General features: G+C 62.2%; 23 protein-coding genes and 1 pseudogene. 22 read left to right on the top strand and 2 right to left on the bottom strand.

The window, feature by feature from the left end; translation table 11 throughout:
• Positions 1-58: 58 nt before the first annotated feature.
• The 12 genes and pseudogenes from PH605_RS11220 to PH605_RS11165 all read left to right on the top strand — a co-directional run.
• Positions 59-1,672: pseudogene (locus PH605_RS11220) on the top strand (methyl-accepting chemotaxis protein); the annotation flags it as partial.
• Between the two features lie 93 nt (positions 1,673-1,765).
• On the top strand, positions 1,766-2,773 hold the full coding sequence (locus tag PH605_RS11215) for a class 1 fructose-bisphosphatase (protein WP_010900274.1): 1,008 nt from the start codon (positions 1,766-1,768) through the stop codon (positions 2,771-2,773).
• Complete coding sequence (gene fba / locus PH605_RS11210) at positions 2,774-3,814, top strand: class II fructose-bisphosphate aldolase (RefSeq protein ID WP_010900275.1); 1,041 nt, start codon at positions 2,774-2,776, stop codon at positions 3,812-3,814.
• A 12-nt stretch (positions 3,815-3,826) separates the two neighbouring features.
• Positions 3,827-4,579 (top strand): triose-phosphate isomerase, encoded by a 753-nt coding sequence (tpiA, locus tag PH605_RS11205; RefSeq protein ID WP_010900276.1) that lies wholly within the window; start codon positions 3,827-3,829, stop codon positions 4,577-4,579.
• Between the two features lie 101 nt (positions 4,580-4,680).
• Positions 4,681-4,881 carry a helix-turn-helix transcriptional regulator gene (locus PH605_RS11200; protein WP_142845057.1) on the top strand — a complete coding sequence of 67 codons (201 nt, stop codon included), beginning with the start codon at positions 4,681-4,683 and terminating at the stop codon, positions 4,879-4,881.
• Positions 4,882-4,943: 62 nt separating this feature from the next.
• A complete protein-coding gene (locus tag PH605_RS11195) occupies positions 4,944-5,390 on the top strand; it encodes a helix-turn-helix domain-containing protein (protein ID WP_142845056.1) in 447 nt (148 codons plus the stop codon).
• 50 nt (positions 5,391-5,440) lie between these two features.
• On the top strand, positions 5,441-6,370 hold the full coding sequence (locus tag PH605_RS11190; protein ID WP_142845055.1) for an AraC family transcriptional regulator: 930 nt from the start codon (positions 5,441-5,443) through the stop codon (positions 6,368-6,370).
• A 294-nt stretch (positions 6,371-6,664) separates the two neighbouring features.
• Complete coding sequence (locus PH605_RS11185; RefSeq protein ID WP_162854485.1) at positions 6,665-6,841, top strand: hypothetical protein; 177 nt, start codon at positions 6,665-6,667, stop codon at positions 6,839-6,841.
• Positions 6,842-7,019: 178 nt separating this feature from the next.
• On the top strand, positions 7,020-8,048 hold the full coding sequence (locus PH605_RS11180) for a DUF3991 and toprim domain-containing protein (protein ID WP_010900280.1): 1,029 nt from the start codon (positions 7,020-7,022) through the stop codon (positions 8,046-8,048).
• A 66-nt stretch (positions 8,049-8,114) separates the two neighbouring features.
• Complete coding sequence (locus PH605_RS11175) at positions 8,115-8,720, top strand: DUF1419 domain-containing protein (RefSeq protein ID WP_010900281.1); 606 nt, start codon at positions 8,115-8,117, stop codon at positions 8,718-8,720.
• A 12-nt stretch (positions 8,721-8,732) separates the two neighbouring features.
• Positions 8,733-9,134 carry a DUF3085 domain-containing protein gene (locus PH605_RS11170; RefSeq protein ID WP_010900282.1) on the top strand — a complete coding sequence of 134 codons (402 nt, stop codon included), beginning with the start codon at positions 8,733-8,735 and terminating at the stop codon, positions 9,132-9,134.
• A gap of 121 nt (positions 9,135-9,255) precedes the next feature.
• Positions 9,256-14,364, top strand: a complete 5,109-nt coding sequence (locus tag PH605_RS11165; protein WP_142845052.1) for a DEAD/DEAH box helicase family protein — start codon at positions 9,256-9,258, stop codon at positions 14,362-14,364.
• Positions 14,365-14,639: 275 nt separating this feature from the next.
• Here the strand turns inward: PH605_RS11165 and PH605_RS11160 are convergent, their stop codons facing one another.
• Positions 14,640-14,915 carry an ArsA family ATPase gene (locus PH605_RS11160; RefSeq protein ID WP_142845050.1) on the bottom strand — a complete coding sequence of 92 codons (276 nt, stop codon included), beginning with the start codon at positions 14,913-14,915 and terminating at the stop codon, positions 14,640-14,642.
• 344 nt (positions 14,916-15,259) lie between these two features.
• Between PH605_RS11160 and PH605_RS11155 the strand changes: the two genes are divergently transcribed.
• The 9 genes from PH605_RS11155 to PH605_RS11115 all read left to right on the top strand — a co-directional run bounded on the left by PH605_RS11155 (position 15,260) and on the right by PH605_RS11115 (position 22,123).
• Positions 15,260-17,041 (top strand): ParB N-terminal domain-containing protein, encoded by a 1,782-nt coding sequence (locus tag PH605_RS11155; RefSeq protein WP_142845049.1) that lies wholly within the window; start codon positions 15,260-15,262, stop codon positions 17,039-17,041.
• Between the two features lie 94 nt (positions 17,042-17,135).
• Positions 17,136-17,612 (top strand): hypothetical protein, encoded by a 477-nt coding sequence (locus tag PH605_RS11150; RefSeq protein WP_142845048.1) that lies wholly within the window; start codon positions 17,136-17,138, stop codon positions 17,610-17,612.
• Positions 17,609-18,496, top strand: coding sequence for a DUF7007 domain-containing protein (locus PH605_RS11145; RefSeq protein WP_010900285.1), 888 nt, complete (start codon positions 17,609-17,611; stop codon positions 18,494-18,496). Before PH605_RS11150 ends, PH605_RS11145 begins: the two co-directional genes overlap by 4 nt.
• The gene (locus tag PH605_RS11140; protein WP_142845047.1) at positions 18,496-18,840 is read left to right on the top strand and encodes a hypothetical protein; all 345 of its coding nucleotides are present in this window, start codon (positions 18,496-18,498) and stop codon (positions 18,838-18,840) included. Before PH605_RS11145 ends, PH605_RS11140 begins: the two co-directional genes overlap by 1 nt.
• 4 nt (positions 18,841-18,844) lie before the next feature.
• On the top strand, positions 18,845-19,309 hold the full coding sequence (locus PH605_RS11135) for a hypothetical protein (protein ID WP_010900286.1): 465 nt from the start codon (positions 18,845-18,847) through the stop codon (positions 19,307-19,309).
• A gap of 324 nt (positions 19,310-19,633) precedes the next feature.
• Positions 19,634-20,221 (top strand): hypothetical protein, encoded by a 588-nt coding sequence (locus PH605_RS11130; protein WP_142845045.1) that lies wholly within the window; start codon positions 19,634-19,636, stop codon positions 20,219-20,221.
• Between the two features lie 117 nt (positions 20,222-20,338).
• The gene (locus tag PH605_RS11125) at positions 20,339-20,584 is read left to right on the top strand and encodes a type II toxin-antitoxin system VapB family antitoxin (protein ID WP_142845044.1); all 246 of its coding nucleotides are present in this window, start codon (positions 20,339-20,341) and stop codon (positions 20,582-20,584) included.
• On the top strand, positions 20,584-20,988 hold the full coding sequence (locus tag PH605_RS11120; protein ID WP_010900289.1) for a type II toxin-antitoxin system VapC family toxin: 405 nt from the start codon (positions 20,584-20,586) through the stop codon (positions 20,986-20,988). The genes PH605_RS11125 and PH605_RS11120 overlap by 1 nt, the downstream gene beginning before the upstream one ends.
• Before the next feature lie 205 nt (positions 20,989-21,193).
• Positions 21,194-22,123, top strand: coding sequence for an ArdC family protein (locus PH605_RS11115; RefSeq protein WP_010900290.1), 930 nt, complete (start codon positions 21,194-21,196; stop codon positions 22,121-22,123).
• A gap of 12 nt (positions 22,124-22,135) precedes the next feature.
• Here the strand turns inward: PH605_RS11115 and PH605_RS11110 are convergent, their stop codons facing one another.
• Complete coding sequence (locus tag PH605_RS11110; RefSeq protein ID WP_162854484.1) at positions 22,136-22,309, bottom strand: hypothetical protein; 174 nt, start codon at positions 22,307-22,309, stop codon at positions 22,136-22,138.
• A gap of 260 nt (positions 22,310-22,569) precedes the next feature.
• On the opposite strand from PH605_RS11110, the gene panD reads away from it, so the two are divergent.
• On the top strand, positions 22,570-23,022 hold the full coding sequence (gene panD, locus PH605_RS11105) for an aspartate 1-decarboxylase (protein WP_236774472.1): 453 nt from the start codon (positions 22,570-22,572) through the stop codon (positions 23,020-23,022).
• Positions 23,023-23,300: the final 278 nt, after the last annotated feature.

Here is a 23,300-nt window from a genome sequence, read left to right as displayed (position 1 = left end):
ACAAGCGGCGACGGCGGAAACGCTGAACAAGATCAATTCCATGAACTATGAATTTCGGATCGCCTCCTCCGATTTTCTGGGTGGAATGAACGACGATACCCTCAAGAAGGTGAAGGGCCGTCTCAAGGGGCTAGGCTTCTATCTCGGCAAGGTGAAAGAACAGCATGCCGCCAACGGTCCTATCCAGGAATTGGCCAGCAAAGCCATCGACGTGATCGGCGGGACCTCGGAGAGGTTCGACCAACTCCTCGTCAAGGTCGGAGAACGTGACGCTGCCTTCAAGGCTGCGAGCGCCAGCATGAATGACGCCTGGAACAAGATCCTTCTATTCGCCGACATCCAGCGCGGCCATGCATCCGCGGCCCAAGACCAGGCGCAAACCATATCCTTAGTGACGACCGTGATCGCCCTGCTCTTCGGCTGCGTCGCCGGCTATCTGCTGCTGAGAACCATCAAGTCTCCGATCGAAGCGCTGACGGCCTCCATGAAGGCGGTTGCATCAGGCAAGCTCGATGAAAAGATCGGCAGCGTCGAAACGCGCGACGAGATCGGCGAGATGGCAAGGGCGCTTGATGTCTTTCGCAACAACGCGCTCGAAAAGATCCGCGTGGAAAATGAGGCGGAACAGTCGAGGTCGCTCGCGCGCCAACAACGCCAGGAAGACGACCTGCGCAAGACCCGCGATGCGGCTGCCATCAGTAACGCGGTCGAGGCGGTTGCATCCGGCCTGCACAAGCTGGCGAGCGGCGATCTGACAGTGACCATCGGCCGTCCTCTCGACGGTGAGCTCGATCAGCTTCGGCAGGACTTCAATGCCTCGATGCTGCACCTGCAGGCGACGATGCGGCAGATCCGCGACAATGTCGAAATGATTCAGGGCAATGGCAACCAGATGGCGGAGGCCGCCGAGGACCTCGCCAAGCGGACCGAGCAGCAGGCTGCTTCGCTTGAGGAAACGGCTGCCGCCGTCGACGAGATCACCGTCACGGTTCGCTCGTCGGCGGAACGGGCCAAGGATGCCGACCAGATCGTCCGTCAGGCCAAGCAGAGCGCCGACGACTCGGCGATCGTCGTCAACAACGCGATCGACGCCATGGGCCGCATCGAGGAGGCCTCCCGCCAGATCGAGCAGATCACCGGTGTGATCGACGAGATCGCTTTCCAGACCAATCTGCTGGCGCTGAATGCCGGCGTCGAAGCGGCCCGCGCAGGCGAGGCAGGAAAAGGCTTTGCTGTCGTTGCCCAGGAGGTGCGCGAACTCGCGCAACGCTCCGCCAAGGCGGCCAAGGAGATCAAGGTCCTGATCAACAAGTCGACGGCCGAGGTCAATACCGGCTCGCATCTGGTCCAGGAAACCGGCGCGGTCCTTGCGAAGATCAGCACCCAGATCGTCACCATCAGCCAGCATGTCGAGACGATCGCCCGTGGCAGCCATGATCAGTCGAGCGCGCTGCAGGGGGTCAACTCGACCGTCAATCAGATGGACCAGATGACACAGCACAATGCGGCGATGGTCGAGGAAACGACGGCCGCAAGCCGCGAGCTCGCCTCCCAGGCCGACAGCCTGCTGGCGCTGGTTCAGCAGTTCAGGATCGAAGGAAATGCACGAGAATTTGGGTTCTCAAACGCCGAGGAACTGTCGCACCAACCGGCCAATCAAAGTGCGGCATGAAGTCGTCACCGAACTGTATGTGGCGGGACAGAACAGCGTTTGAAGCGGAGTAACGAAATCGGATCCCCCGGGGACCACATGACAGGTTGAAACATGACGATCACACCAGACATCGAACTTGGCGCATATCTGCTCCAGAGGAAAATCGACCCTGCCCTGGCAAGCTTGATTGAAAGCATAGCAGCGTCTGCGACCGTCGTAGCCGATCATCTGAAGGAAGCAGCCTTTCAGAACCATATCGGCAGCGCCGGCACGACGAATGTCCAGGGTGAAGATCAGAAGCTCCTCGATGTCCTGGCCGATCGTGTGTTTCGCGAAACATGCGGCGAGGCGGTCTCGCTTGCCGCCTATGTTTCTGAGGAAGCGGAGGACGTCACCTGGTTGAAAGCTCCCGCCGCGGGCGACCTCATTCTTTACGTGGACCCACTGGACGGTTCATCGAACCTCGAGGTCAACCTCTCCGTCGGTTCGATCTTTGCCGTCAGCCAGGTCCAGGCAGACGGCGATACCAACGTTCTGCGCAAAGGCCGGGATTATCTCTGCGCCGGCTATGCCATCTATGGGCCGTCCACGCTCTTCGTCATCACCTTCGGCCTCGGCGTGGTCGGTTTCACGCTGGATCCGTCCGACGGGCAATTCAAACTGACCAATGCGCGCATGCGCGTCCCCACGGAAACGACCGAGTTTGCCGTGAACTCGTCGCGGCAACGTTTTTGGGACGAACCGATCCGCCGGTACGTGGACGAATGCCTTGCAGGGTCCGCTGGGCCACGCGGACAGGATTTCAATATGCGATGGACGGCCTCCATGGTCGCGGATGTGCATCGCATTCTCACGCGCGGAGGGGTGTTCCTCTATCCGGCGGACGATTCCAATCGTCGCGCCGGCGGCAAGCTTCGCCTGATGTACGAAGCCAATCCCATGGCGTTCCTCATTGAGGCGGCCGGCGGTGCAGCTTCCACCGGAACCGAAGACATCCTTCGCATCCAACCGCAGGCTCATCATCAGCGCGTGTCGGTCTTGCTCGGCTCGAGCAACGAAATCCAACGCCTCGTGCAATTCCACCAAATCCATCACTCGCAAGAGGAGATCGGCTCGTAAATGGCTCTCGTCACCCTTCGTCAATTGCTCGACCACGCCGCCGAGAACGGCTACGCCATCCCGGCATTCAACGTGAACAACATGGAGCAGATGCTCGCCATCATGAAGGCTGCGGCTCGAACAGATAGCCCGGTCATCATGCAGGCAAGCCGCGGCGCCAGAGCTTTCGCAGGCGATGCGACGCTGTCGCATCTGATCCGTGCGGCGATCGAGATGTATCCGCATATCCCGGTGTGCATGCATCAGGACCACGGGAATTCGGCTTCGACCTGCATGTCGGCAATTCTTGCCGGCTTCTCCTCGGTGATGATGGACGGATCTCTGTCCGAGGATGGCCGCACGCCTCTCAGCTTCGACGACAACGTTGCGGTGACATCAAAGGTGTCCGAGATGGCGCATCTGGTCGGCGTCTCCGTCGAAGGAGAGATCGGCCATCTCGGTTCATTGGAGAGCGGCCGCGGCGAAGCGGAGGACGGGCACGGCTTCGACGGCGAGCTCAGCCGCGACATGTTGCTGACCGATCCGGAAGAGGCTGCGGAATTCGTGCGCTTGACGAAGGTGGATGCGCTCGCCATCGCCATCGGCACGTCGCACGGCGCTTACAAATTCTCCCGGAAACCGGACGGCGACATCCTTTCCATCAAGCGCCTGAAAGAGATCCACGCCCGTCTGCCCGACACCCATCTCGTCATGCATGGGTCGTCGTCCGTGCCGGCGGAATTACAGGAACTGATCAACGCGCATGGCGGTGACGTGAAACCGACCTATGGCGTTCCGGTCGAAGAAATCCAGGAAGGTATCCGGCACGGTGTCCGCAAGGTGAATGTCGACACGGACCTCAGAATGGCGTTTACCGGCGCGATCCGCCGCGTCTTTGCCCTCCATCCCGACGAATTCGATCCGCGCAAATACCTCGCCCCGGGCATCGAGGCGATGGCAGCGGTCTGCGGCGACCGATACGAGCAGTTCGGCGCCGCCGGACATGCCTCTGCCATCAAGCCCTTGCCGCTTGCCGAGATGGCGAAGCGCTACAGCCACTAATCGGGGCAGATCATGATCAATACACCCCGCCGGCTCATCGTCGGCAATTGGAAAATGAACGGGCTTACGGCCGATCTCGCCGAGATCGAAAAGCTCGCGTGGAACATCGGCGACCTCAGCGCAGACGTGGCTATATGTCCTCCGGCAACGCTTCTGCAATCCGCCGTGAGAATAACCGCCGGAAGCCGACTTCTTCTCGGTGCCCAGGATTGCAGCGCTCAGGAAGCTGGCGCCTATACCGGCGACATATCCGCCAGGATGATCGCCGATTGCCGCGCCCGCGTCGTCATACTCGGTCATTCCGAGCGACGTCAGTATCAGGGCGAGACGGACGCGATCGTCAGGCGCAAGGCCGAGATTGCGCTCAGCGCCGGCCTCACTCCGGTGATCTGCGTGGGTGAGACAGAAGCAGAGCATCTCCGCCAGGAGACGCTCGCTGTCCTGAAAAACCAGCTGCAGGGTTGCCTGCCCGCCGAAATGAACGAAATCGCCTTGGTCATAGCCTATGAGCCGGTCTGGTCCATCGGGACCGGACGCCTGCCGGACCAAGGCGAAATTCTCGCCGCTCATGCCTGCATCCGATCCAGTCTGATCGATGCCTATGGACCGGTCGGTGCTCAAATGCGGATCCTCTACGGCGGCTCCGTCAAACCAGAAAATTCGATCGAGATTCTTGCTCTTGAAAACGTCGACGGTGTTCTTGTCGGCGGCGCTAGTCTGCGAGCCGAGAGCTTTCTTCAAATCTGCGAGGCGACGAGGACGTAGGACGCCCGCTCGTTCTGTTGCCGAAGTCCGGGAAAAAAGTGTCGGGCGGACGATCCGCCCAATTGTGCGAGGTATCACAAGAAACACGAAAGCGATTGATCATGACGCCATGGATGCTTTCGCCCATCGAAAAAACCTGCCTTCGGTGGGTGTCGCTGGGCAAGACAGTCGACGAAATCGCCTTGCTCCAAGGCAAGAGCGTCGTCGAAATCGAAGGTTATCTCGATCAGGCGCTTGGCGCACTCGAGGCAAGCACGATGCAGGAGGCTCTTGAGAAGGCAAACCTTTCGGAGCCCGACTGATGTTGGCCGCAGGGCGGCAAGCAGCAAACCCACGACCTTTCAACGACAGGGATGGCGATGAAATGACCGATCATGTGAAAAATCAGAACGCGCCCAAAACACCGAGCCCGATCGATGTCGAGGTCGGTGCGAGAATTCGCACAAGGCGGCGCGTGCTTGGAATGAGTCAAGCCAAGCTCGCCGAGGCTTTGGGCGTCACCTTCCAGCAGGTCCAGAAATACGAGAAGGGCACGAACCGCGTCGGCGCGAGCCGGTTGCTCAACGTCGCGAATGTGCTGGGCGTGCCTGTGTCGTCATTCTTCAATTCCGACACCCGAGACGGACAAGCTGAACGACCGAGAGGTTCCACCGCGGAAACAGAGCTGGGCGCCTTCGTCCAATCCGACGAAGGCAGGGATCTCAACGGTGCATTCGCCAGGATTGCGGAACCCGCAGTGCGCCGGCAGGTCGTATCCCTCGTCAAGGCAATGGCCGCGACGGAAGTGAACGGTTCACGCGGGGATGCATAGGTTCGCGTCGCTGCTGTTTTGCGACCAGACTCAGGTTTTGGAGAGATCTATTGCAGCATGCTGCACTCCGACATGGCGACATCGTGCAGACCGGCCCCGCGGGCCGGCTGGATCGCGACCACGTGTCTTCTGCCGGAGATGCACATTACATTGTCGGCCGTTTCAGCGCCTGGAAGGGAAAGTGTCGTTCAGCCCTGAAACAGGCGTTCGATGGCGCGTCTGACGCATATGTTCTTTACCTGCCTTCCTCTGCCGCGTTGCCGGAGAGCCGTGGCGGTGCGCACCGTTTCTCCACGACGCGAACAGTCGGTTTTCTGGAAGATCTTACGCGGTTCGATCAGCTGACTCCTCATGAACATCCGAGCTATATCGGCCTGTCCTTCGAAAAGTCGGCGATGGTGCAGCAGGTCAGTGAGCTGCTCGATGGTCCTGTCACGGCGGAGCTCGAATTCGACCGCGTCGTCGATCTCACCACCGAGAAAGGTCTGCGGCTGGCAGCACTCGGCCATCTTGTCTGGAGTTGTGTCAATCTCTCCGACGTGGATCGATTGCCACCGGCCGCCATTGAGCGCCTGTTTCAGGCGACGATGATCGCACTTCTGGAGGTCGCTCCCAACAGCTACATGCCGCGACTGGAGCGGCCGGTCTCGCCGGCTGTCCCCTGGCATGTGAAACGCGCGATCGATTACATGCACGCGAACCTGGCGCAATCGATCACGGTCGCCCTGATCGCAGCCGAGATCGGTACGAGCGTCAGGGCGTTGCAGGCGGCTTTCCAGCGCTTCAAGGGAACCACGCCTTTGGGCTATCTCAGAACGATCCGCCTCGAAGCGGCCCGCAGAGCTCTCGTAGGCGATGGCGGCTCACGATCGATTTCCGATGCGGCGCGCAATGCGGGGTTCTCCCATATGGGGCGGTTCGCCGCCGCCTATTATCAAGCGTTCGGCGAAACGCCCTCGGAAACGCTCCGGATTCGCTGAGTTTCCGGTCGATGGATGGCGTAAATCCGGCACGGTTGTTGCTGCCGAGACGGCGCGAAACTGCCGCAGGGTCAATAGGCGTGCGTGGAGCCTCTATCTCCAGCGGAAGCAGCCCAATCCCGCTCTTTTGTGATGGCGTCCTGGCCCGGCGCCGGATCTTCCACGATCAACCCGTAAAGGGTCCGCTAGCCAGCTGCGGCCGCTTCGGCTTCGCCTCGCGGTGATCGCGCCCGTCGTCGGGCCTTTTGAGGAGCCATCGAGCGGGATTGGCCCGCTCCCGAAGGAGCCTCTCACATGTCGCACGATCTTTCCCTCGCTCAGTCCCACGCCTTCCAGCTTTCCCGTGACCTGATGGTCCCGGTCACCGTCTTCGAAGTCGACGGCGAATACGGCGTGCTTCCTTCCGATGAGATCGACGCCGACGACGATCTTGAGATCGTCCATGAGTTCTTCCCATGGCCGGCTCATTAAGCCGGCCTTGTGCCTTCGGCGTGCCGCTTGCGAGCGGCAGGCCGCAAGGGAGGCTGCGCCGCGGCCGGGTATTGCATGATCCGACAATTGTCAGCCGCGCCCTTGCCGCCTTTGCTCTTCGCGGCTGGAGGAAGTGCGCCTGCGAAGTGACGGGCAAGGAAGGCAAAAAGGAAAAAGCATGAACAGAGAAGAAATTGAGGCGCTACGCGAACGGGTGAGCTGCGCGGTGGTACTCGAACAGGCAGGCTTCGCCGTCGACGTGAAGGAAAGCACCCGGCGGGCGGTGAAGTTTCGCCGAGGGAGCGAGATCATCATCGTCACTCATGAGGGGCGCGGATGGTTCGATCCGCTCAGCGATGCGAAAGGGGATGTGTTCGGACTTATCGAACATCTCGATCATGTCGGATTTCTCGAAGGCGCCGGGAGGGTCGCCGACCTCGTCGGTTTCGCGATCAGCGAGCCGGAATGGCAGGCGCCAGCGCCTGATCACGGCCACGACCTTTCTCTGCGCGAGCGTTGGCAGGCACGCCGCCGTCCCTGGCCCGGCTCGTCGACATGGGCTTATCTCAACAGTGAGCGCTTCCTGCCGGCCCCTTTGCTCCGCGCCACGATCAGGCAAGACCGCCTTCGGGAGGGTCCATATGGCAGCATGTGGGCAGCGCATACGGACAATGCCGGGATTGTCACCGGCTGGGAGGCGCGAGGGCCTGAATATCGGGGCTTTGCCTCCGGAGGAACGAAGGTTCTCTTCCGCCTCGGACCGGTCACAGCGTTGCGCCTGGCCGTCACGGAAGCTGCGATCGACGCCATGAGCCTCGCCGCCATCGAGGGCCCGCGCGATGGAACGGTCTATCTCAGCACCGGGGGCGGATGGTCGCCGTCGACGGAGGCGGCGCTGCGGCTGTTGGCTTCACGATCTGACGCCCACCTGGTCGCCGCGACAGACGCCAATCCGCAAGGGGAGATGTTTGCCGAGCGGTTGCGGGCGCTCGCTGACGAGGCCGGCTGCGATTGGTCGAGGCTCCGCCCAACTGAGGAGGACTGGAACGAGACCCTGAAAATCAGGGAGAAGGAAAAACGGGAAAGAAAGGAAGGCGGCGTGCCGCATTCGCGCCGCCCGCGTCAAGGGAAGCTTCGCCCGGCGGAGCCGGCCCTTGACCCGGCCGGCCGCGATGCCGGCGGCCCGGAAGGTGTCATGAAGGACTGAAGAGGATGGCAAGGTCGGAAGGACAATGCTGCGCTTCGGTCCGGAACCCTCTCGAAGGAGCCGCAGATGAACCCCTCTCCCGCAATCCGTAAGGTCTTCCAGGGCGTCGCCTCACGCCAGCAAATGTTCCGGATGTTCGACCGGCACGCCCAGCGTCCGAACCGTTGGGATGGCGACGCCTCGCCCCTCTATGCCGGCGAATGGTTCGAGATCGGCGAGGCCGAGCACGACTATATGTTCGAGATCCTTCCACCGCTCTGGATCCGCGGCTCGATGTTCGCGATGCGCGAGTTTCTGACGGGTTCGGTGACATCAGTGTTCTTCGCCTTGCGCATCGATGGCGCCATCCGGCATTTCCATGGCTATTGCGATATTTCCGACAGGGAGTCCGTCGAGCGCATGCGGGTCGAAATCATCGAGCGTGAGAGCCGCCCGGTGCGCGCCATGACGCGCGAGGAACGCCTGGAGCATATCTGGAGCATCACGGTGGAGGACTACCGTGGCTATGCCGGCGATCGCTGGCCTGGAGCCGCACGCGGCACGCGCACGATTATGCTCTACGACGGCGCGGCTGGCGGCACCCTGAAACTGTTGGACGAGCTGACCGACGACGAAATCGCGGCCAAGCTGCCGGTGCAGCTGCGCCACCTCCCCTCGTCGATCGCCGCATGAAGGAGGTGCGCCATGCTTTCCTTCCCGCTCACATCGGTCCGCGAGGTCATCGCCCGCGGTCGTGCCGACGCGGAAGCCAATAACGGCTTTCGTAATCCCTATTACGGCCTGCACCCTGGCAAGGACGAACAGCCGGGTCTCTGGCTCGTCGGTGATCAGGGCGTCTACCTCCTGTCCAACGGCAAACTGCCCGAGGGTGCCAAGCCTTTGGTCGTCTATGCCGAGGAATGCGATCCCCGCACCAATGACGACTGGTTCGCTGTCAAACGCCGGACCTTCGGCGGCGATGACGGGGTCGATTTCATCGATGCGGAACAGCTGGAAGCCATGATGGCGGCCGCTCCGGAGGCGACGCACCTGCGTATCGCATTCCTTCAAGACTCGATGCAGCTCTTCCTGGTCGCGAAGTCTTAAGGCTCTACACGAACAGCCCGGCCCGTATTGGCCACCAACCCCAAAACCCCTGAGCGCCCTTCAATCCCGCCCGTGATTCCCGCGGGGGCGATGACGCTCGCCATTTCCCGAGGAAAATCTGATGAGCAACGATCCCTTCACTCTCGACATGTTCGGCAGCAGCGCGCTGTCGTCTGGCCTCGGCCTGGGTGTCACAGCGTTCGGCGGCTTCGAGCCGGTCGCGGCCAATGACGACGACCCCGAACCGACGCCGCCCTCTCCCGCTCCGGCTTTGCCGGTCGCGGCGATTGAACGTCCGGCGCCCCGGCGGCAGGGCAACCGGCGCAACTTCTACCTCGACGACGCGGATCGAGGCTTGGCCGTATCCTGGAAGGATCGTGCCCGCGCCAATGTTGCGGCGATCCTGATCGCGAACAACATCGAGAAGCAGGATCGACCAGCCACGCCGAAGGAGCAGGCGCAACTCGTCCGTTTCACCGGCTTCGGCGCGAGCGAACTGGCGAACGGGATGTTCCGCCGCCCTGGGGAAGGCGATTTCCGGGCCGAGTGGAGCGAGCTCGGCGGCTCGCTCGAAAGCGCTGTTTCGGACGCCGATTACACGTCGCTCGCCCGCTGCACGCAATATGCCCATTTCACGCCGGAGTTCATCATCCGGGCGATCTGGGCGGGCTTGCAGCGCATGGGCTGGCGTGGCGGCCGTGTGCTCGAGCCCGGTATCGGTACGGGCCTGTTTCCTGCTCTGATGCCGGCGGCGTTCCGGGACAGGACCTTCGTCACCGGCGTCGAGCTCGATCCCGTCACCGCCCGAATCGTCAAGTTGCTGCAGCCGAAGGCTCGCATCATCAACGGTGACTTTGCGCGCACCGATCTGGCGCCGATCTATGATCTCGCCATCGGCAATCCACCCTTCTCCGACCGGCCCGTCCGGTCAGATCGGACCTATCGTTCGCTCGGTCTCCGGCTGCACGACTACTTCATCGCCCGGTCGATAGACCTGCTCAAACCCGGCGCGCTCGCCGCCTTCGTCACCAGTTCCGGCACGATGGACAAGGCGGACGCGACTGCGCGCGAGTACATCGCCAGGACCGCCGACCTGATCGCCGCAATCAGAATGCCGGAGGGCAGCTTCCGCCGTGACGCCGGCTCGGATGTCGTGGTCGATCTTCTGTTCTTCCGCAAACGCAAGGTCGGCGAACCGACAAGCGATCTGTCATGGCTCGATCTCGAGGAGGTGCGCCCCGAAAGCCAAGGCGAGGGTGCAATTCGCGTGAACCGTTGGTTCGCGCGGCATCCCGAATTCGTGCTCGGCGATCATGCCCTCACCTCCGGGCCTTTTGGCGAAACCTACACCTGCCTGCCCCGCGCCGGCGAGGACCTGCAGGCGTTTCTGGAGGGGGCCATCCGGCGCCTCCCCGAAGGCTGCTATGACGGCGAGCCGACCGCAATCGACATCGACCTCGAGGACGAGCTCGGCGAGATAGTCGATCTTCGCCCAGGCGACGCCAAGGTCCGTGAGGGTAGCTTCTTCATCGACATCAGGCGCGGTCTCATGCAGATGGTCGACGGCGCGCCTGTCGAGGTCAAACTCCGCAAGGGGCGCACCGGTGACGGCATCCCGGAAAAGCACGTCGGCATCATAAAGAAGCTGATTCCGATCCGTGACGCCGTGCGCGAGGTATTGAAGGCCCAGGAGCGGGATCGTCCGTGGCGGGATTTGCAGGTTCGCCTGCGCATCGCCTGGTCGAGCTTCGTGCGCGACTTCGGCCCGATCAACCACACCACGGTCTCGATCAGCGAGGACGAGGAATCCGGCGAGGTGCGCGAAACCCACCGCCGCCCGAACCTGCAGCCCTTCCTCGACGATCCCGATTGCTGGCTGGTCGCCTCGATCGAGGATTACGACCTCGACACCGATACGGCGAAACCAGGCCCGATCTTTACCGAGCGTGTGATCTCGCCCCCTGCCCCGCCCGAAATCACCAGTGCCGCGGATGCGCTGGCCGTCGTGCTCAACGAACGCGGCCGCGTCGACGTCGAGCATATCGCCGAACTGCTGCACAGACACACCGATGCGGTCGTCGACGAGCTCAGCGATGCGATCTTCCGGGATCCGGCCGACGGATCCTGGCAGACGGCGGATGCCTATCTCGCCGGCCCGGTCCGCACCAAGCTCGCTGTCGCCGAAGCTGCCGCGGCGCTGGATCCAGCCTATGAGCGCAACGTCCGCGCGCTTCAGGCAGTCCAACCCGCCGACCTTCGTCCCTCCGATATCACCGCGCGCCTCGGTGCGCCGTGGATTCCGGCCAGCGATGTCGTGGCTTTTGTAAAGGAAATGATGGGCGCCGAGATCAGGATCCACCATATGCCCGAGCTTGGGAGCTGGACCGTCGAGGCACGGCAGCTTGGCTACAGTGCCGCCGGCACATCCGAATGGGGCACCAGCCGCCGTGACGCTGGCGAACTGCTGGCCGATGCGCTGAACAGCCGCGTGCCGCAGATCTTCGACGTCTTCAAGGATCTCAATGGCGAGCGGCGTGTCCTGAACGTCGTCGATACCGAGGCGGCGCGCGACAAGTTGCAGAAAATCAAGGAAGCTTTCCAGAACTGGGTCTGGACCGATCCCGATCGCACCGACCGGCTGGCGCGGGTCTATAACGACCGATTCAACAACATCGCGCCTCGAAAATTCGATGGCTCCCATCTGAAACTTCCCGGCGCCTCTGGCGCCTTTGTTCTTTATGGGCACCAGAAACGCGGCATCTGGCGGATCATCTCCTCCGGCTCGACCTATCTTGCGCACGCCGTCGGCGCCGGCAAGACGATGACGATGGCAGCGGCGATCATGGAACAGCGCCGTCTTGGGCTGATCGCCAAGGCCATGCTGGTGGTGCCCGGTCATTGCCTGGCGCAGGCTGCCCGCGAGTTTCTGGCACTCTATCCGAATGCCCGCATTCTCGTCGCAGACGAGACGAATTTCACCAAGGACAAGCGCGCTCGCTTCCTGTCGCGCGCGGCGACTGCCACCTGGGACGCGATCATCATCACGCACTCGGCCTTCAGGTTCATCGCAGTGCCCTCTGCCTTCGAACAACAGATGATCCACGATGAGCTGGAACTCTACGAGGATCTGCTGACCAAGGTAGACAGCGAGGACCGCGTTTCGCGCAAGCGCCTCGAGCGGCTGAAGGAAGGTCTGCAGGAACGGCTGGAAGGGCTCGCGACCCGAAAGGACGATCTGCTCACCATCGCGGAGATCGGTGTCGATCAGATCATTGTCGATGAAGCGCAGGAGTTTCGGAAGCTTTCCTTCGCTACAAACATGAGCACGTTGAAGGGCATCGATCCGAACGGCTCGCAGCGCGCCTGGGACCTCTATGTGAAGTCCCGGTTCCTCGAAACGAAGAACCCGGGCCGCGCCCTGGTACTTGCTTCCGGGACGCCGATTACCAACACACTCGGCGAGATGTTCTCGATCCAGCGGCTGCTTGGTCACGAGGCATTGGCCGAACGCGGCTTGCACGAATTCGACGCCTGGGCGTCGTGCTTCGGCGACACGACGACCGAGCTGGAGATCCAGCCGTCCGGCAAATACAAGCCGGTCAGCCGCTTTGCGAGCTTCGTCAATGTCCCGGAACTGATCGCCATGTTCCGAGCCTTTGCTGATGTCGTCATGCCGGCGGATCTCCGCGAATACGTCAAGGTGCCGGATATCTCCACCGGCCGGCGGCAGATCCTGACCGCCAAGCCGACGGCAGCGTTCAAAACCTATCAGCAGATCCTCGACGCCCGCATCAAGGCGATCGAGATGCGCGAGGGACCGGCGCAGCCCGGCGACGATATCCTGCTCTCGGTGATCACCGACGGCCGCCATGCGGCGATCGATCTGCGCCTTGTGATGCCTGCCAACGACAACGAGGAGCACAACAAGCTCAATCTCCTCGTCCGCAATGCCTTCCGGATCTGGCAGGACACAGGTGAAGCCACTTATCTCCGGCCCGACGGCAAGTCCTATGACCTGCCCGGCGCCGCGCAGATGATCTTCAGCGATCTCGGTACGATCAATGTCGAGAAGACCCGCGGCTTTTCCGCTTACCGCTGGATCCGCGACGAGCTCGTCCGGCTCGGCGTTCCCCCGTCTCAAATCGCGTTCATGCAGGACTATAAGAAGACCGAGGCCAAGCAACGGCTGTTCGCCGACGTGCGCGCTGGCCGGGTTCGGTTTCTGATCGGATCGTCGGAGACGATGGGAACGGGCGTGAACGCTCAAGCGCGGCTCAAGGCCTTGCACCACCTCGACGTGCCGTGGCTGCCGTCGCACATCGAGCAGCGCGAAGGCCGCATCGTCCGGCAGGGCAATCAGCACGATGCCGTCGATATTTTCGCTTATGCGACGGAGGGCAGCCTCGACGCTTCCATGTGGCAGAACAACGAGCGAAAAGCCCGGTTCATCGCGGCAGCGCTCAGCGGAGATACCTCGATCCGCCGGCTCGAAGACCTCGGTGAAGGGCAAGCCAACCAGTTCGCCATGGCCAAGGCAATCGCCTCGGGCGACGAGCGGCTGATGCAGAAAGCGGGTCTCGAAGCCGATATCGCCCGGCTGGAAAGACTGCGCGCCGCCCATGACGATGACCAGTACGCGGTGCGTCGGCAGATGCGTGATGCCGAGCGTGACATCGAGGTCTCGACCCGCCGCATCGGCGAGATCGGCCAGGATATCGGTCGGCTTGTGCCTACAGCGGGCGACGCGTTTGCGCTGAAGGTCCTTGGCAAGGACTACGATGAGCGCAAGGAGGCTGGTCGCGCGCTGATGAAGGAAATTCTGACGCTCCTCCAGCTCCAGCAAGAGGGCGAGGTTCACCTTGCATCCATCGGCGGCTTCGATCTTGTCTATCAGGGCGAGCGCTTCGGAAAGGGCGATGGGTATCGCTACGCCACCACGCTCCAACGCACCGGCGCCGACTACGAGATCGATCTTGCGGTCACCGTGACGCCGCTTGGCGCCATTTCCCGACTCGAGCATGCGCTCGGCGGCTTTGAAGAAGAGCGGGAACGCTATCGCCATCGTCTGGATGAAGCACGCCGACGGCTCGTTTCCTATCGCTCCCGCGAAGGCGGCACTTTCGCCTTCGCCGACGAACTTGCCGAAAAGCGCCGGCAGCTTCGCGACGTTGACGATGCTCTTGCAGCCGCGTCAGTTCAGAACGACGACGCCCCGGCGGAGGCCGCTTGATCTGGAGCACCGGTTATGATGCAGTGCAGCATTTGCATGGCTGCGTTGCACAATATTTGCTTTCCTTCCGACCGAAATTTGAGCATAGTGCACACAGCTGATGCACATGGCGGATTTCCTCCCAGTGCCGCCGCAGCAGCTGTTCCCCTCTGGAGGTTTAAATTACCTTCACATCTAAAGGGCCCGAGTTTTCTCGTGGCCCTCTTTTTTTGTCCTGATTTTCGTTCATGGAAACAACCCTTACGAGGGTCATCTTCGTCGCGGTGTTCCCGCGCTCAGGTAATCACCTCGACGCGCTCCATCTTTTCGATCAGCCGCTCGCTCATATCCTCCGGGTCGTTCAGGACGGTCACGAAGTCGGCGAGCCTCGGATCCTTCAAGCCGATTTTGTAGATCGCAATTCCGGCATCCACATTTGCACCGATCTGTCTCAACCCGTCGAAGTGCTCGGACGCCTCCTGCCGGGCGAGCCTCAAGGTCTCGGTGAAGGCCAGGATCTCGTCTGTTCCCGGAACGACCTGAAAGGCAAATATCTCTTTTGCATCGTGCATTGGAACCTCCTTGAGTTGCGCACCAACCTACGGCGCCTTCTTGGCCGCCGTGAACTCTCAAAAGTGCGAGTAGGAGGGTGAGAAGAAGGAAAAGAGGAAGGAGGAAGAGAAACCGGTCGCAGACCGGTCCGACCGTCGTCGCGTGCGCTCAACCGCCGCCTCCGCATCCCGGCTCCTCGCCCCGCGCAGGGCTGTCAGCCCCGCTTGTCCTTCGCAGCAGGGACGCTCGGCCGCCGTTGCGCCGGTCCGCCCGCCCTGCGGTCCGGGAGGTGTCTTCGGAAAAAATGAAGACAGGAAGGACCGGCAAGAGAGCCGCGTCCCGCATCCCGGAAGAGGAAAATCCCATGCACATCATGAAGGTCGATCCGCGATCGTTGAAGGACAACCCGGACAACACCCGCCAGTCCAAATCCACGCCACAGGCCGATGCCCTGTTGCTCGCCACGATAAAAGCCGTCGGCATCATCCAGCCGCCTGTCATCTTTCCCGAGGTCGGTGGCGGGAATGGCTACGTCATCGAAGCCGGCCATCGGCGCACCCGCATGGCGATCGCCGCGGGGCTCGAAGAAATCGAGGTTCTCGTCGTCGAAGCCGCCAACGACAATGGCGCCATGCGGTCCATGGTCGAGAACATCGCACGCGAACCTTTGAACCCGGTCGACCAGTGGCGCGGGATCGAACGCCTGATCGCTCTCGACTGGACCGAGGAAGCAATTGCCGTCGCACTTGCCCTGCCCGTCCGGCAGATTCGCAAGTTGCGGCTGCTCGCCAACGTCTTGCCCGCCATGCTCGATCAGATGGCGCTCGGCGACATGCCGAACGAGCAGCAGCTTCGAACGATCGCGGCCGCACACCTCGATGAGCAGAAGGAGGTCTGGAAGGCGCAGAAGCCGAAGAAGGGCCAGCCTGCCGTGTGGTTCCAGATCGCCAACGCGCTGAGCAAGACCCGCATGTATGCCAAGGATGCGAGCTTCGGCGACGATCTCAGGGAAGCCTACGGCATCGAATGGATCGAGGATCTGTTTGCCCCTGCCGACGAGGACAGCCGCTACACCACCAATGTCGAAGCCTATCTCGGCGCCCAGCAGGAGTGGATGACCGACAATCTGCCCAAGAAGGGCGTGATCGTCGAGGTCACGCAATGGGGCGACGCAAAGCTGCCGCAGAAGGCGAGCCGCGTCTATGGCAAGCCAAACAAGGGCGACCACACCGCCATGTACCTGGATCGGAACGGCAAGGTTCAGACCGTCCACTACCGGATGCCGGAGGAGAAGAAGACCGCGGGCAAAGGAGCCGTCGTTGGAGGTGGTGCCACCGCTGGCGACGACGTGATCGACGCGCCGAAGCAGCGTCCTGATGTCACGCAAAAGGGCCACGACATCATCGGTGACCTCAGAACGGACGCGCTGCACGAGGCGTTCGCTCGCGCACCGATTGAGGACGACACGCTGACGGCGCTCCTCGTGCTCGCCTTTGCCGGTCTGAACGTCCGGGTCGACTCTGGTGCAAACGACACCGTCTTCGGTCCGAAGCGGTTCGCTCGCCATGCGGTTCGGTTGCTCGACGGCGGCGGCAAGCTGTCCTTCGACATCGACACATTGCGGGTTGCTGCGCGTTCGACGCTGGTCGATGTGCTTTCTTGCCGCCGCGGTATGTCGAACAGCGGTATTGTTTCGCGTATCGCCGGCGAGGCCATCGGCGCGGATGGCTATCTCCCGAATATGGGCACGGAGGATTTCCTGCTTTGCCTGTCGCGGCAGGCACTTGAGACGTCCTGCAAGGATGCGGCGGTTCTCCCGCGTCCAAAGGTCCGTGAGACGCGCGCAGCACTCGTCGAACACTTCAAGGAGGGGCACTTCGTCCATTCGGCAGCCCTGTTCGCGCCAGACCCGAAGGATATTGCCGGACTGATCAAGCAAGGCGAGATCGTCGAAGAGGAGAACACCGTCACCTCCGAAGAAACGGCGGATAGTCTTGAAGGCCAACTCACCGACGGCAGCGCCGCCGGCGATGCGGCCGACCTCTCCGCGGACGATCCCGAGGCCGGGCACGGCGCGTCTCCGCCTGCGCCGGAAGACGGTGCTCCCGACGAGGACGAAACTGCCTACGGCATTGCGGCCGAATAGCCACTCTTCCCTTCTCATCCGATCGACACCCGCCGCCGGCCTCACCGGCGGCGGCTTTGTTTCCATCAACCGCAGAATTTCAAGGAGATATCTGATGTCTGCATCCCTGATCTACGACCTCGCCCCGATCGGCTCCATTGTCGCCTGGTCCGACGGTTCGCCCCGCCCGCCCGAGCGTTTCAAGAAGAAGCTCGCGGCCTGGCAGACCCGCAACAGCAAGGGCTGCCTGATCCGCAAGGAGGGTCCGCGCCAATCCGGCAACTACGCCTCACCGGGATATTTCACGCTGCATGAGGCGGACTTCGGCGGCAAGAATACTGTGGTCATCCGCATTCACCGAACCTTCGGTCTCGCTTCCGATCTCAGCTTCAAGGTTCTCGAACGCCCCGCGCTCGGTTCTATCCGCGTCTTCGATCGCGCCGGTGCGAACGCGGAGCTCGTCCATCTCGCCGACAGTCGCGAGGCGGCCGCAGCCTGGCTGAAAGAGCATGGATACCCGAGCGCCGTGCTCGAAGAGGTGACCGCCGACGAGGTTGCTGCCGCTCACATTGAAGGGAGGGTTGCCGCATGAGGACCTCTGATCTCCAGCACGAACCGGCCTCGACTTCAGAGGATCTGAGCGTGGAATTCGGCGTCAGCGCCGATGGGTTTCCGGTCGCGCGGATCGCCGATACCCTCCTGGCTATGGTGCCGGCGCGGGATGGCGCCAGCTTCCTCGCGAGCGCCTGGCGCCTCACTCGCCCGCTGTCAGCGCTGACGCGGGAGGATTTCCACTGTCATGAAGGGCGCCTCGAAGATGAGGCAGCGTTTCGCACGCGTGTGTTCGAAACCGCGCGGCACAGCCGTGAACTTTCCGCGCTCGGGCGGAACCAAACCCGTATGGCAGCGAATACGCCGTGGGGTCCGTCGCAGCTCGCGACCATCTATGCCGAGGGGATCGTCTCACATATGACGGCCGGCCATGGCGGGTTTCATCTGTCGGCCGAGCGGAATGCCTGCGTCCTTCCCATGCTGCGAAAATCCTCGCCCTGGTACGAGGAGGATGCCGAATGGGCCATCGTCGCTCATACCTTCCCGGACCTGTTCACGGCCTATGAGCGCAAATGTGCGGACGAGACGATCCGCAACAGCTGGCCGTCGGCCTGGGAGGCGATCCATTGCCGCGAACTCGCACCCGGCCAATCCTGGACGAAGGACCGGCAAGCTTTCGAGCGCAGGCATGCCGGCGACTGGGTCGTGATCTCCGCGATCTTTTCAAGCCACCATGCCGACATGACGGAGGTGGTCGCCTCACGTGGCGGCCGGCGCGATGGGCGGGCGCAGGAGATCCGCTTTCTCGTGCCCCGCGCCGAATACGCCGCGCGTGACCGCTTCGGCTTCGTCATCGATCCTGACCGCCACGGTCGCTATGACGGCCCTTCCAGTTTTGCGGGTTGGCAAAGGAGGGTTGCGTGATGGCTGCAACGCCAATCCACTATGCGCAACTGTCGCGCATGGAAGGGGCGCGGCGGCAGACGCAGCGCCAGTTGGAACTGATCGATTGCCAGGTCTTGCGCCGGATCACATCGATCCTGCCGCAGCTCGCGCGCCGGCAAACTGGATATCGGCGCGGGAAGGCACCGGATACCGGTTCTTTCCTCGAACGCTATCGCAACAATCTCGCCGCCCTGACGGCGGAGCGTCAGCCGGAGTTTGATGCGCTGACACGAAAGCTGGCCCGGCAGGATGCTGCAATAGCTGCCTTTCGCAAACGGTTCGAACACGTTGGTGACGCGGCTCAGCCACGAGCGGAGGTCTAGCGCCATGGGAACGATCGGAGACCTCGAACTGAGAGCTGGCATTGGGCCATCGCCCGCGGAGCGCACCGCGTTCTGGCAGCAGTTCCACCACCTCGACGGACAGGCTTGCCTCGATGCGGGCGTGGCGGAGCTCAGGCGAATCATCGCCGCGAAGGAGGGTCTGGCTGAAGTCATTCCGAATAGGCGCGGCGGTGTTCCAAAGCGCGAACGGCTTCCTCCATTGACCGACGAACAACACGCCGCGCTCCAGGCCTATGCCGTCAGACACGGGCGTCGCTGGAAAAGCATCCTGAACAACGTCTGGATGGGTGGGGCGCCCTATGACGATGGCGGGACACTCCGCGGTCTTCGAAACACGCACGGTCCGAGCTGGCTGCAATCTTACCGGCTTCCCAAGCCGAAACCTTCGACCGAGACCCTCATCGCGACGGTTGAGCGTGAGGCCGGTTCGGGAAGTGACGACGTATAGCGTCCCCGGCAACCATCTTCCTTTCACCACCTGGTTGGACCGGACCCGTGCCGGTTTGCCCTTCGGTTTTGTTGCGGTCTGAACCAGCGGCCGGTCGCTTCAAGGCCGCGTTCCGCGCCGCGGGGCGGCCGGAAACCGCCGTCCTTCACGGAGCAGGCTCGCGGGCGTCGCAGGGCAGGATGCCCCGCTTGCCCGCAAACCGGCTCCGCTCTGCCTGTCGTCTCCGGACCTTGAAGCGCCCGTCTTCCGCCGGTTCGGGGCGACCGCACCGAAGGGCAAGCCGGCACGGGGCCGGAGCCGCTTCGAGGTTGAAAGGAAGAAATCATGGCAAAGCCCGCTACCTCCCCTCGTCAGTCCGCCCGCGTCGTGGCCCTGCGCAAAGGCGCAACCCTCGAAATGGTCCGGCTCACATGCCCCGACAGTGCCCAGGCGCTCAAGATCGCCGAGAGCTTCGGAACCGCGATCGTCGACAGCGACGGAATCCGCAATCTCCATGAGCGCCTGATCTCCGAGACGGCCGATGCTCTGAGCGATGGCCTCGGCGAAAAGGCCATGCAGATCCACCTGCAGCGGATCGTCGGCGCCTTTGTTGGTTCCGCGCACGGTGCAGGCCAGTTCTACAGCCGCGCCGTCACCGAGGCGCGGGACGCCACCGCCAAAGCCGCCAACGACGCCCGTGACGAGGACCTCGACGGCCCTGTCGGCTACGACAGTGCTGCCCAGCGCAGACGCGAGTTCGCTGCCGACATGGGCGTGCAGGCTCATGCGCTTCGGATGGCCGCGGAGGGCGCCGTTGCAGCCTACAAGCACATCGTCGGCGAGACCTGGAAGCCCTTCGATCGGCCCGTCGAAAACCCAGGTCACTCCCTCGATCGCAAGGCGGCCGAAGCACAGATGTCGGCCTTCGACTGAGTGCTTTTCCGGCGGGGCTCCGGCCCCGCCTTTTCCATGGCGAGGGGCAAGCCGCCTTGGAAAAGCTCGCACAATGATCTACATTACTTTCGAGAATTATCTACATGGAGACGGCTCATGCCGATCAACGTCAACAATCCGGAGGCGGACGCGCTGACGCGCAAGTTCGCCGAAATGGCCGGCGTCGGCATTACCGACGCCATCGTCATCGCCATGCGGGAGGCGATCGAGCGTCGCAATCGCACGGAGACGCCATTGCAGACTGCTGCGCGCTTGCGAGAAAAGCATGGGGTTGCGATGAGCGAAGACGCCCGCAAGCCTCTTGCCCGGGAAGCCTTCGACGAGATGTGGGATGACGCCTGATGTTCGTCGATGCCTGCGCGATCATCGCGCTTCTCTCCGATGAGCCGGAAGCGGCGCGCGTCTCCGACGCCGTTGCTTCTGCCAGACATCCCTTCACATCTCCGGTCGTCATTCTCGAAACCGTCCTCGGTCTTGCACGGCCGGACAAGTTCAATCTTCCGGTGCCCGCAGTCGAAACGATCGTGATGGAATTCCTCGAGGCGCGCGAAATCGAGGTTCGTGATCTTCCGCCCGCGTCCGAGACGACGCGGCTCGCCCTTGTCGCAGCGCACCGCTATCGCAGCGGCCGCCATGGTCTGAACCTCGGCGATTGCCTGCATTATGCCTGTGCCAAATTCCATGGCGTGCCGATCCTCGCTACGGCGAACGAGTTCAGGTCGACCGACCTCGAAACCATTCCCTGAAGCGAATGAACGAGTGACGCCGAGATCTGCTCGTCGCAACCCCGTCCGGCTTTTGGTCCTGGCGGAGCGCGGCGTTCGGGCTACGGCTTCGCCGTCCTCCACTTCCGTTCCGGCCTGCCGGTGCCCTCACACCTTTCCGCTCCGCCCTTTGGACCGCCGTGACGGGGTCGCGATCGGCGCGACCTCCTTGAAATGGAGGTTTGAAATGAGCAGGAAGGACGAAGGCCAGCGCGCCGACATCTACACGCGGATCACTGACAAGATCATCGAGGATCTGGAGAAAGGAGTTCGCCCATGGATGAAGCCGTGGAACGCGGCAAACACCGAGCGCCGGATTACGCGGCCGCTGCGACACAACGGCCAGCCCTATTCTGGCATGAACGTTCTCCTCCTTTGGTCCGAGGGGATGGCAAGAGGTTTTTCCTCTCCGATGTGGATGACCTTCAAGCAGGCGCTGGAGCTCGGAGCCGCGGTTCGCAAGGGCGAAACCGGCTCGACCGTCGTGTTCGCCAGCCGCTTCACGAAGTCGGAGACCGACCGCAACGGCAACGATGTCGACCGGGAAATTCCCTTCCTGAAGGCGTATTCCGTCTTCAACGTTGACCAGATCGACGGTCTGCCGGACCATTATTACCATCGTCCGACACCGGTCCTCGATCCGGTTGAGCGGATCGAGAATGCCGATCGCTTCTTCCGCAACACTGGTGCAGTCATCCGGCATGGAGGATCGCAGGCATATTACTCGCCGGTGACGGACCACATCCAGATGCCGCCTTTCGAGACCTTCCGCGACGCAGCTTCCTACGTGGCGACGCTGAGTCATGAGGAAACCCACTGGACGGCAAGTCCGCGACGAGTCGGCCGCGATCTCAGCCGATATTCGAAAGATAAGAGCGAGCGCGCCCGCGAGGAACTGATTGCCGAACTTGGCAGTTGCTTCCTCTGCGCTGACCTCGGCATCGCTCCGGAGCTGGAGCCGCGGCCGGATCACGCCTCCTACCTTCAGTCCTGGCTCACCGTTCTCTCAAATGACAAGCGTGCCATCTTCCAGGCGGCGGCGCATGCGCAGCGCGCGGTCAACTATCTTCACGATCTGCAGCGGTCCGAGGAGGGTAGCAGCAAGGCGGCGGCATAGGGCTGCTTTGATTCAGGGACGGTCGTCAACGCCGACGGCCGTCTTCTTGATTGGCTCTCGTTCGGTCTGCGGATGCTGGTTCAGTGTAAGGTCCAACTTGCCCCAGATCGATGCCTTCGTGGCATCGGACTTGGGTTTGCGGGACGGCTTCCTCTCGACGATAAACGGCTTTGTCTGCTGACGCATAAATCCTCCTGCTTGACGAATCGCGCCTGAACGATATCGCGCGCGCTGCTGAACGCAACAGGCTGTCATTCCAACGTTTCCTACCGGTGGTTTCGATGGAACGACGTCCAACGCCATTGGTGACAAAGGGAATTTCCACCCTCGCCCGCCTGCTCAGGTTGTTTGCAAGGAGCACAGTTCGCCCCATGGGTTGTTGCGGAATGCTGCATCGCACAAATATAGGTGGGATTGCGAATATACCGACTGGGGAGGGGCAGGCCGTGGAAAAATACGTGGGCGCGAAGCTGCATGGCCTTCGAGTGACCGACGCAAAACTGAACTACCACGGCTCGATCACGATCGATGCGGACTTCTGCCGGGAGGTCGGTCTGAAACCGCTGGAATATGTGGAGATCTGGAACAAGATGTCCGGAGCGAGGATCAGCACTTATGTGCTCTACGGCGATCCCGGCTCCAGGTGCTGCATTCTCAACGGTGCGGCCGCCCGCACGTGTCAGCAAGGCGATGAGATTATCATCGCATCCAGCGTCTTTTGCGAAGTCGATGACATCATCAAGCTCAAGCCACGCGTGCTGGTCTTCGGAGAAAAAAACGAAATCATCGACAGGATCACCTACGAGGTCTTTCGCCGCGCAGACAATTCTCTCGACATGGCGGTGAGCTCCGAGCTTTCCGACAATAGCTACGGATTTCCGGCCTCCATTTCCGGATAGCGCTGACACAATCGGCCGGCGTCCCTGGACGTTTGCCGATATGGATTGCCGCGGCACCGCTTTCGACCATTGCCGTTGGCCCTCGACGGGAACCATTGCCACGTGCCTTTGCCTGACGTTAGCGGCGCTCCATTTGCGGGCTCGACGAGGCATGTCTGACCGGAGAGCGGCTTCGCCTCGATCGTCTTCCCGCAACGGCCATCCGAAACTTTCTTCCCCTGTCGGCTCTGCCGCCATTCCTCGCGCGGCAACAAAGTTCCTCCCGGCCGCCCTCCATT

The sequence above is a fragment of the Agrobacterium sp. CFBP 3001 genome, from assembly GCF_027871605.1.
Classification (GTDB): domain Bacteria; phylum Pseudomonadota; class Alphaproteobacteria; order Rhizobiales; family Rhizobiaceae; genus Agrobacterium; species Agrobacterium leguminum.
Note: the sequence above shows the minus strand (reverse complement) of the source record. Positions and strands in the feature narration are given on the sequence as shown.

Bases quoted from the DNA above. Each gene is read 5' to 3' on its own strand.
- PH605_RS11215 (WP_010900274.1), top strand. From the start codon at position 1,766: ATGACGATCACACCAGACATCGAACTTGGCGCATATCTGCTCCAGAGG.
- fba (WP_010900275.1), top strand. From the start codon at position 2,774: ATGGCTCTCGTCACCCTTCGTCAATTGCTCGACCACGCCGCCGAGAAC.
- tpiA (WP_010900276.1), top strand. From the start codon at position 3,827: ATGATCAATACACCCCGCCGGCTCATCGTCGGCAATTGGAAAATGAAC.
- PH605_RS11200 (WP_142845057.1), top strand. From the start codon at position 4,681: ATGACGCCATGGATGCTTTCGCCCATCGAAAAAACCTGCCTTCGGTGG.
- PH605_RS11195 (WP_142845056.1), top strand. From the start codon at position 4,944: ATGACCGATCATGTGAAAAATCAGAACGCGCCCAAAACACCGAGCCCG.
- PH605_RS11185 (WP_162854485.1), top strand. From the start codon at position 6,665: ATGTCGCACGATCTTTCCCTCGCTCAGTCCCACGCCTTCCAGCTTTCC.
- PH605_RS11180 (WP_010900280.1), top strand. From the start codon at position 7,020: ATGAACAGAGAAGAAATTGAGGCGCTACGCGAACGGGTGAGCTGCGCG.
- PH605_RS11175 (WP_010900281.1), top strand. From the start codon at position 8,115: ATGAACCCCTCTCCCGCAATCCGTAAGGTCTTCCAGGGCGTCGCCTCA.
- PH605_RS11170 (WP_010900282.1), top strand. From the start codon at position 8,733: ATGCTTTCCTTCCCGCTCACATCGGTCCGCGAGGTCATCGCCCGCGGT.
- PH605_RS11165 (WP_142845052.1), top strand. From the start codon at position 9,256: ATGAGCAACGATCCCTTCACTCTCGACATGTTCGGCAGCAGCGCGCTG.
- PH605_RS11160 (WP_142845050.1), bottom strand. From the start codon at position 14,915: ATGCACGATGCAAAAGAGATATTTGCCTTTCAGGTCGTTCCGGGAACA.
- PH605_RS11155 (WP_142845049.1), top strand. From the start codon at position 15,260: ATGCACATCATGAAGGTCGATCCGCGATCGTTGAAGGACAACCCGGAC.
- PH605_RS11150 (WP_142845048.1), top strand. From the start codon at position 17,136: ATGTCTGCATCCCTGATCTACGACCTCGCCCCGATCGGCTCCATTGTC.
- PH605_RS11145 (WP_010900285.1), top strand. From the start codon at position 17,609: ATGAGGACCTCTGATCTCCAGCACGAACCGGCCTCGACTTCAGAGGAT.
- PH605_RS11140 (WP_142845047.1), top strand. From the start codon at position 18,496: ATGGCTGCAACGCCAATCCACTATGCGCAACTGTCGCGCATGGAAGGG.
- PH605_RS11135 (WP_010900286.1), top strand. From the start codon at position 18,845: ATGGGAACGATCGGAGACCTCGAACTGAGAGCTGGCATTGGGCCATCG.
- PH605_RS11130 (WP_142845045.1), top strand. From the start codon at position 19,634: ATGGCAAAGCCCGCTACCTCCCCTCGTCAGTCCGCCCGCGTCGTGGCC.
- PH605_RS11125 (WP_142845044.1), top strand. From the start codon at position 20,339: ATGCCGATCAACGTCAACAATCCGGAGGCGGACGCGCTGACGCGCAAG.
- PH605_RS11120 (WP_010900289.1), top strand. From the start codon at position 20,584: ATGTTCGTCGATGCCTGCGCGATCATCGCGCTTCTCTCCGATGAGCCG.
- PH605_RS11115 (WP_010900290.1), top strand. From the start codon at position 21,194: ATGAGCAGGAAGGACGAAGGCCAGCGCGCCGACATCTACACGCGGATC.
- PH605_RS11110 (WP_162854484.1), bottom strand. From the start codon at position 22,309: ATGCGTCAGCAGACAAAGCCGTTTATCGTCGAGAGGAAGCCGTCCCGC.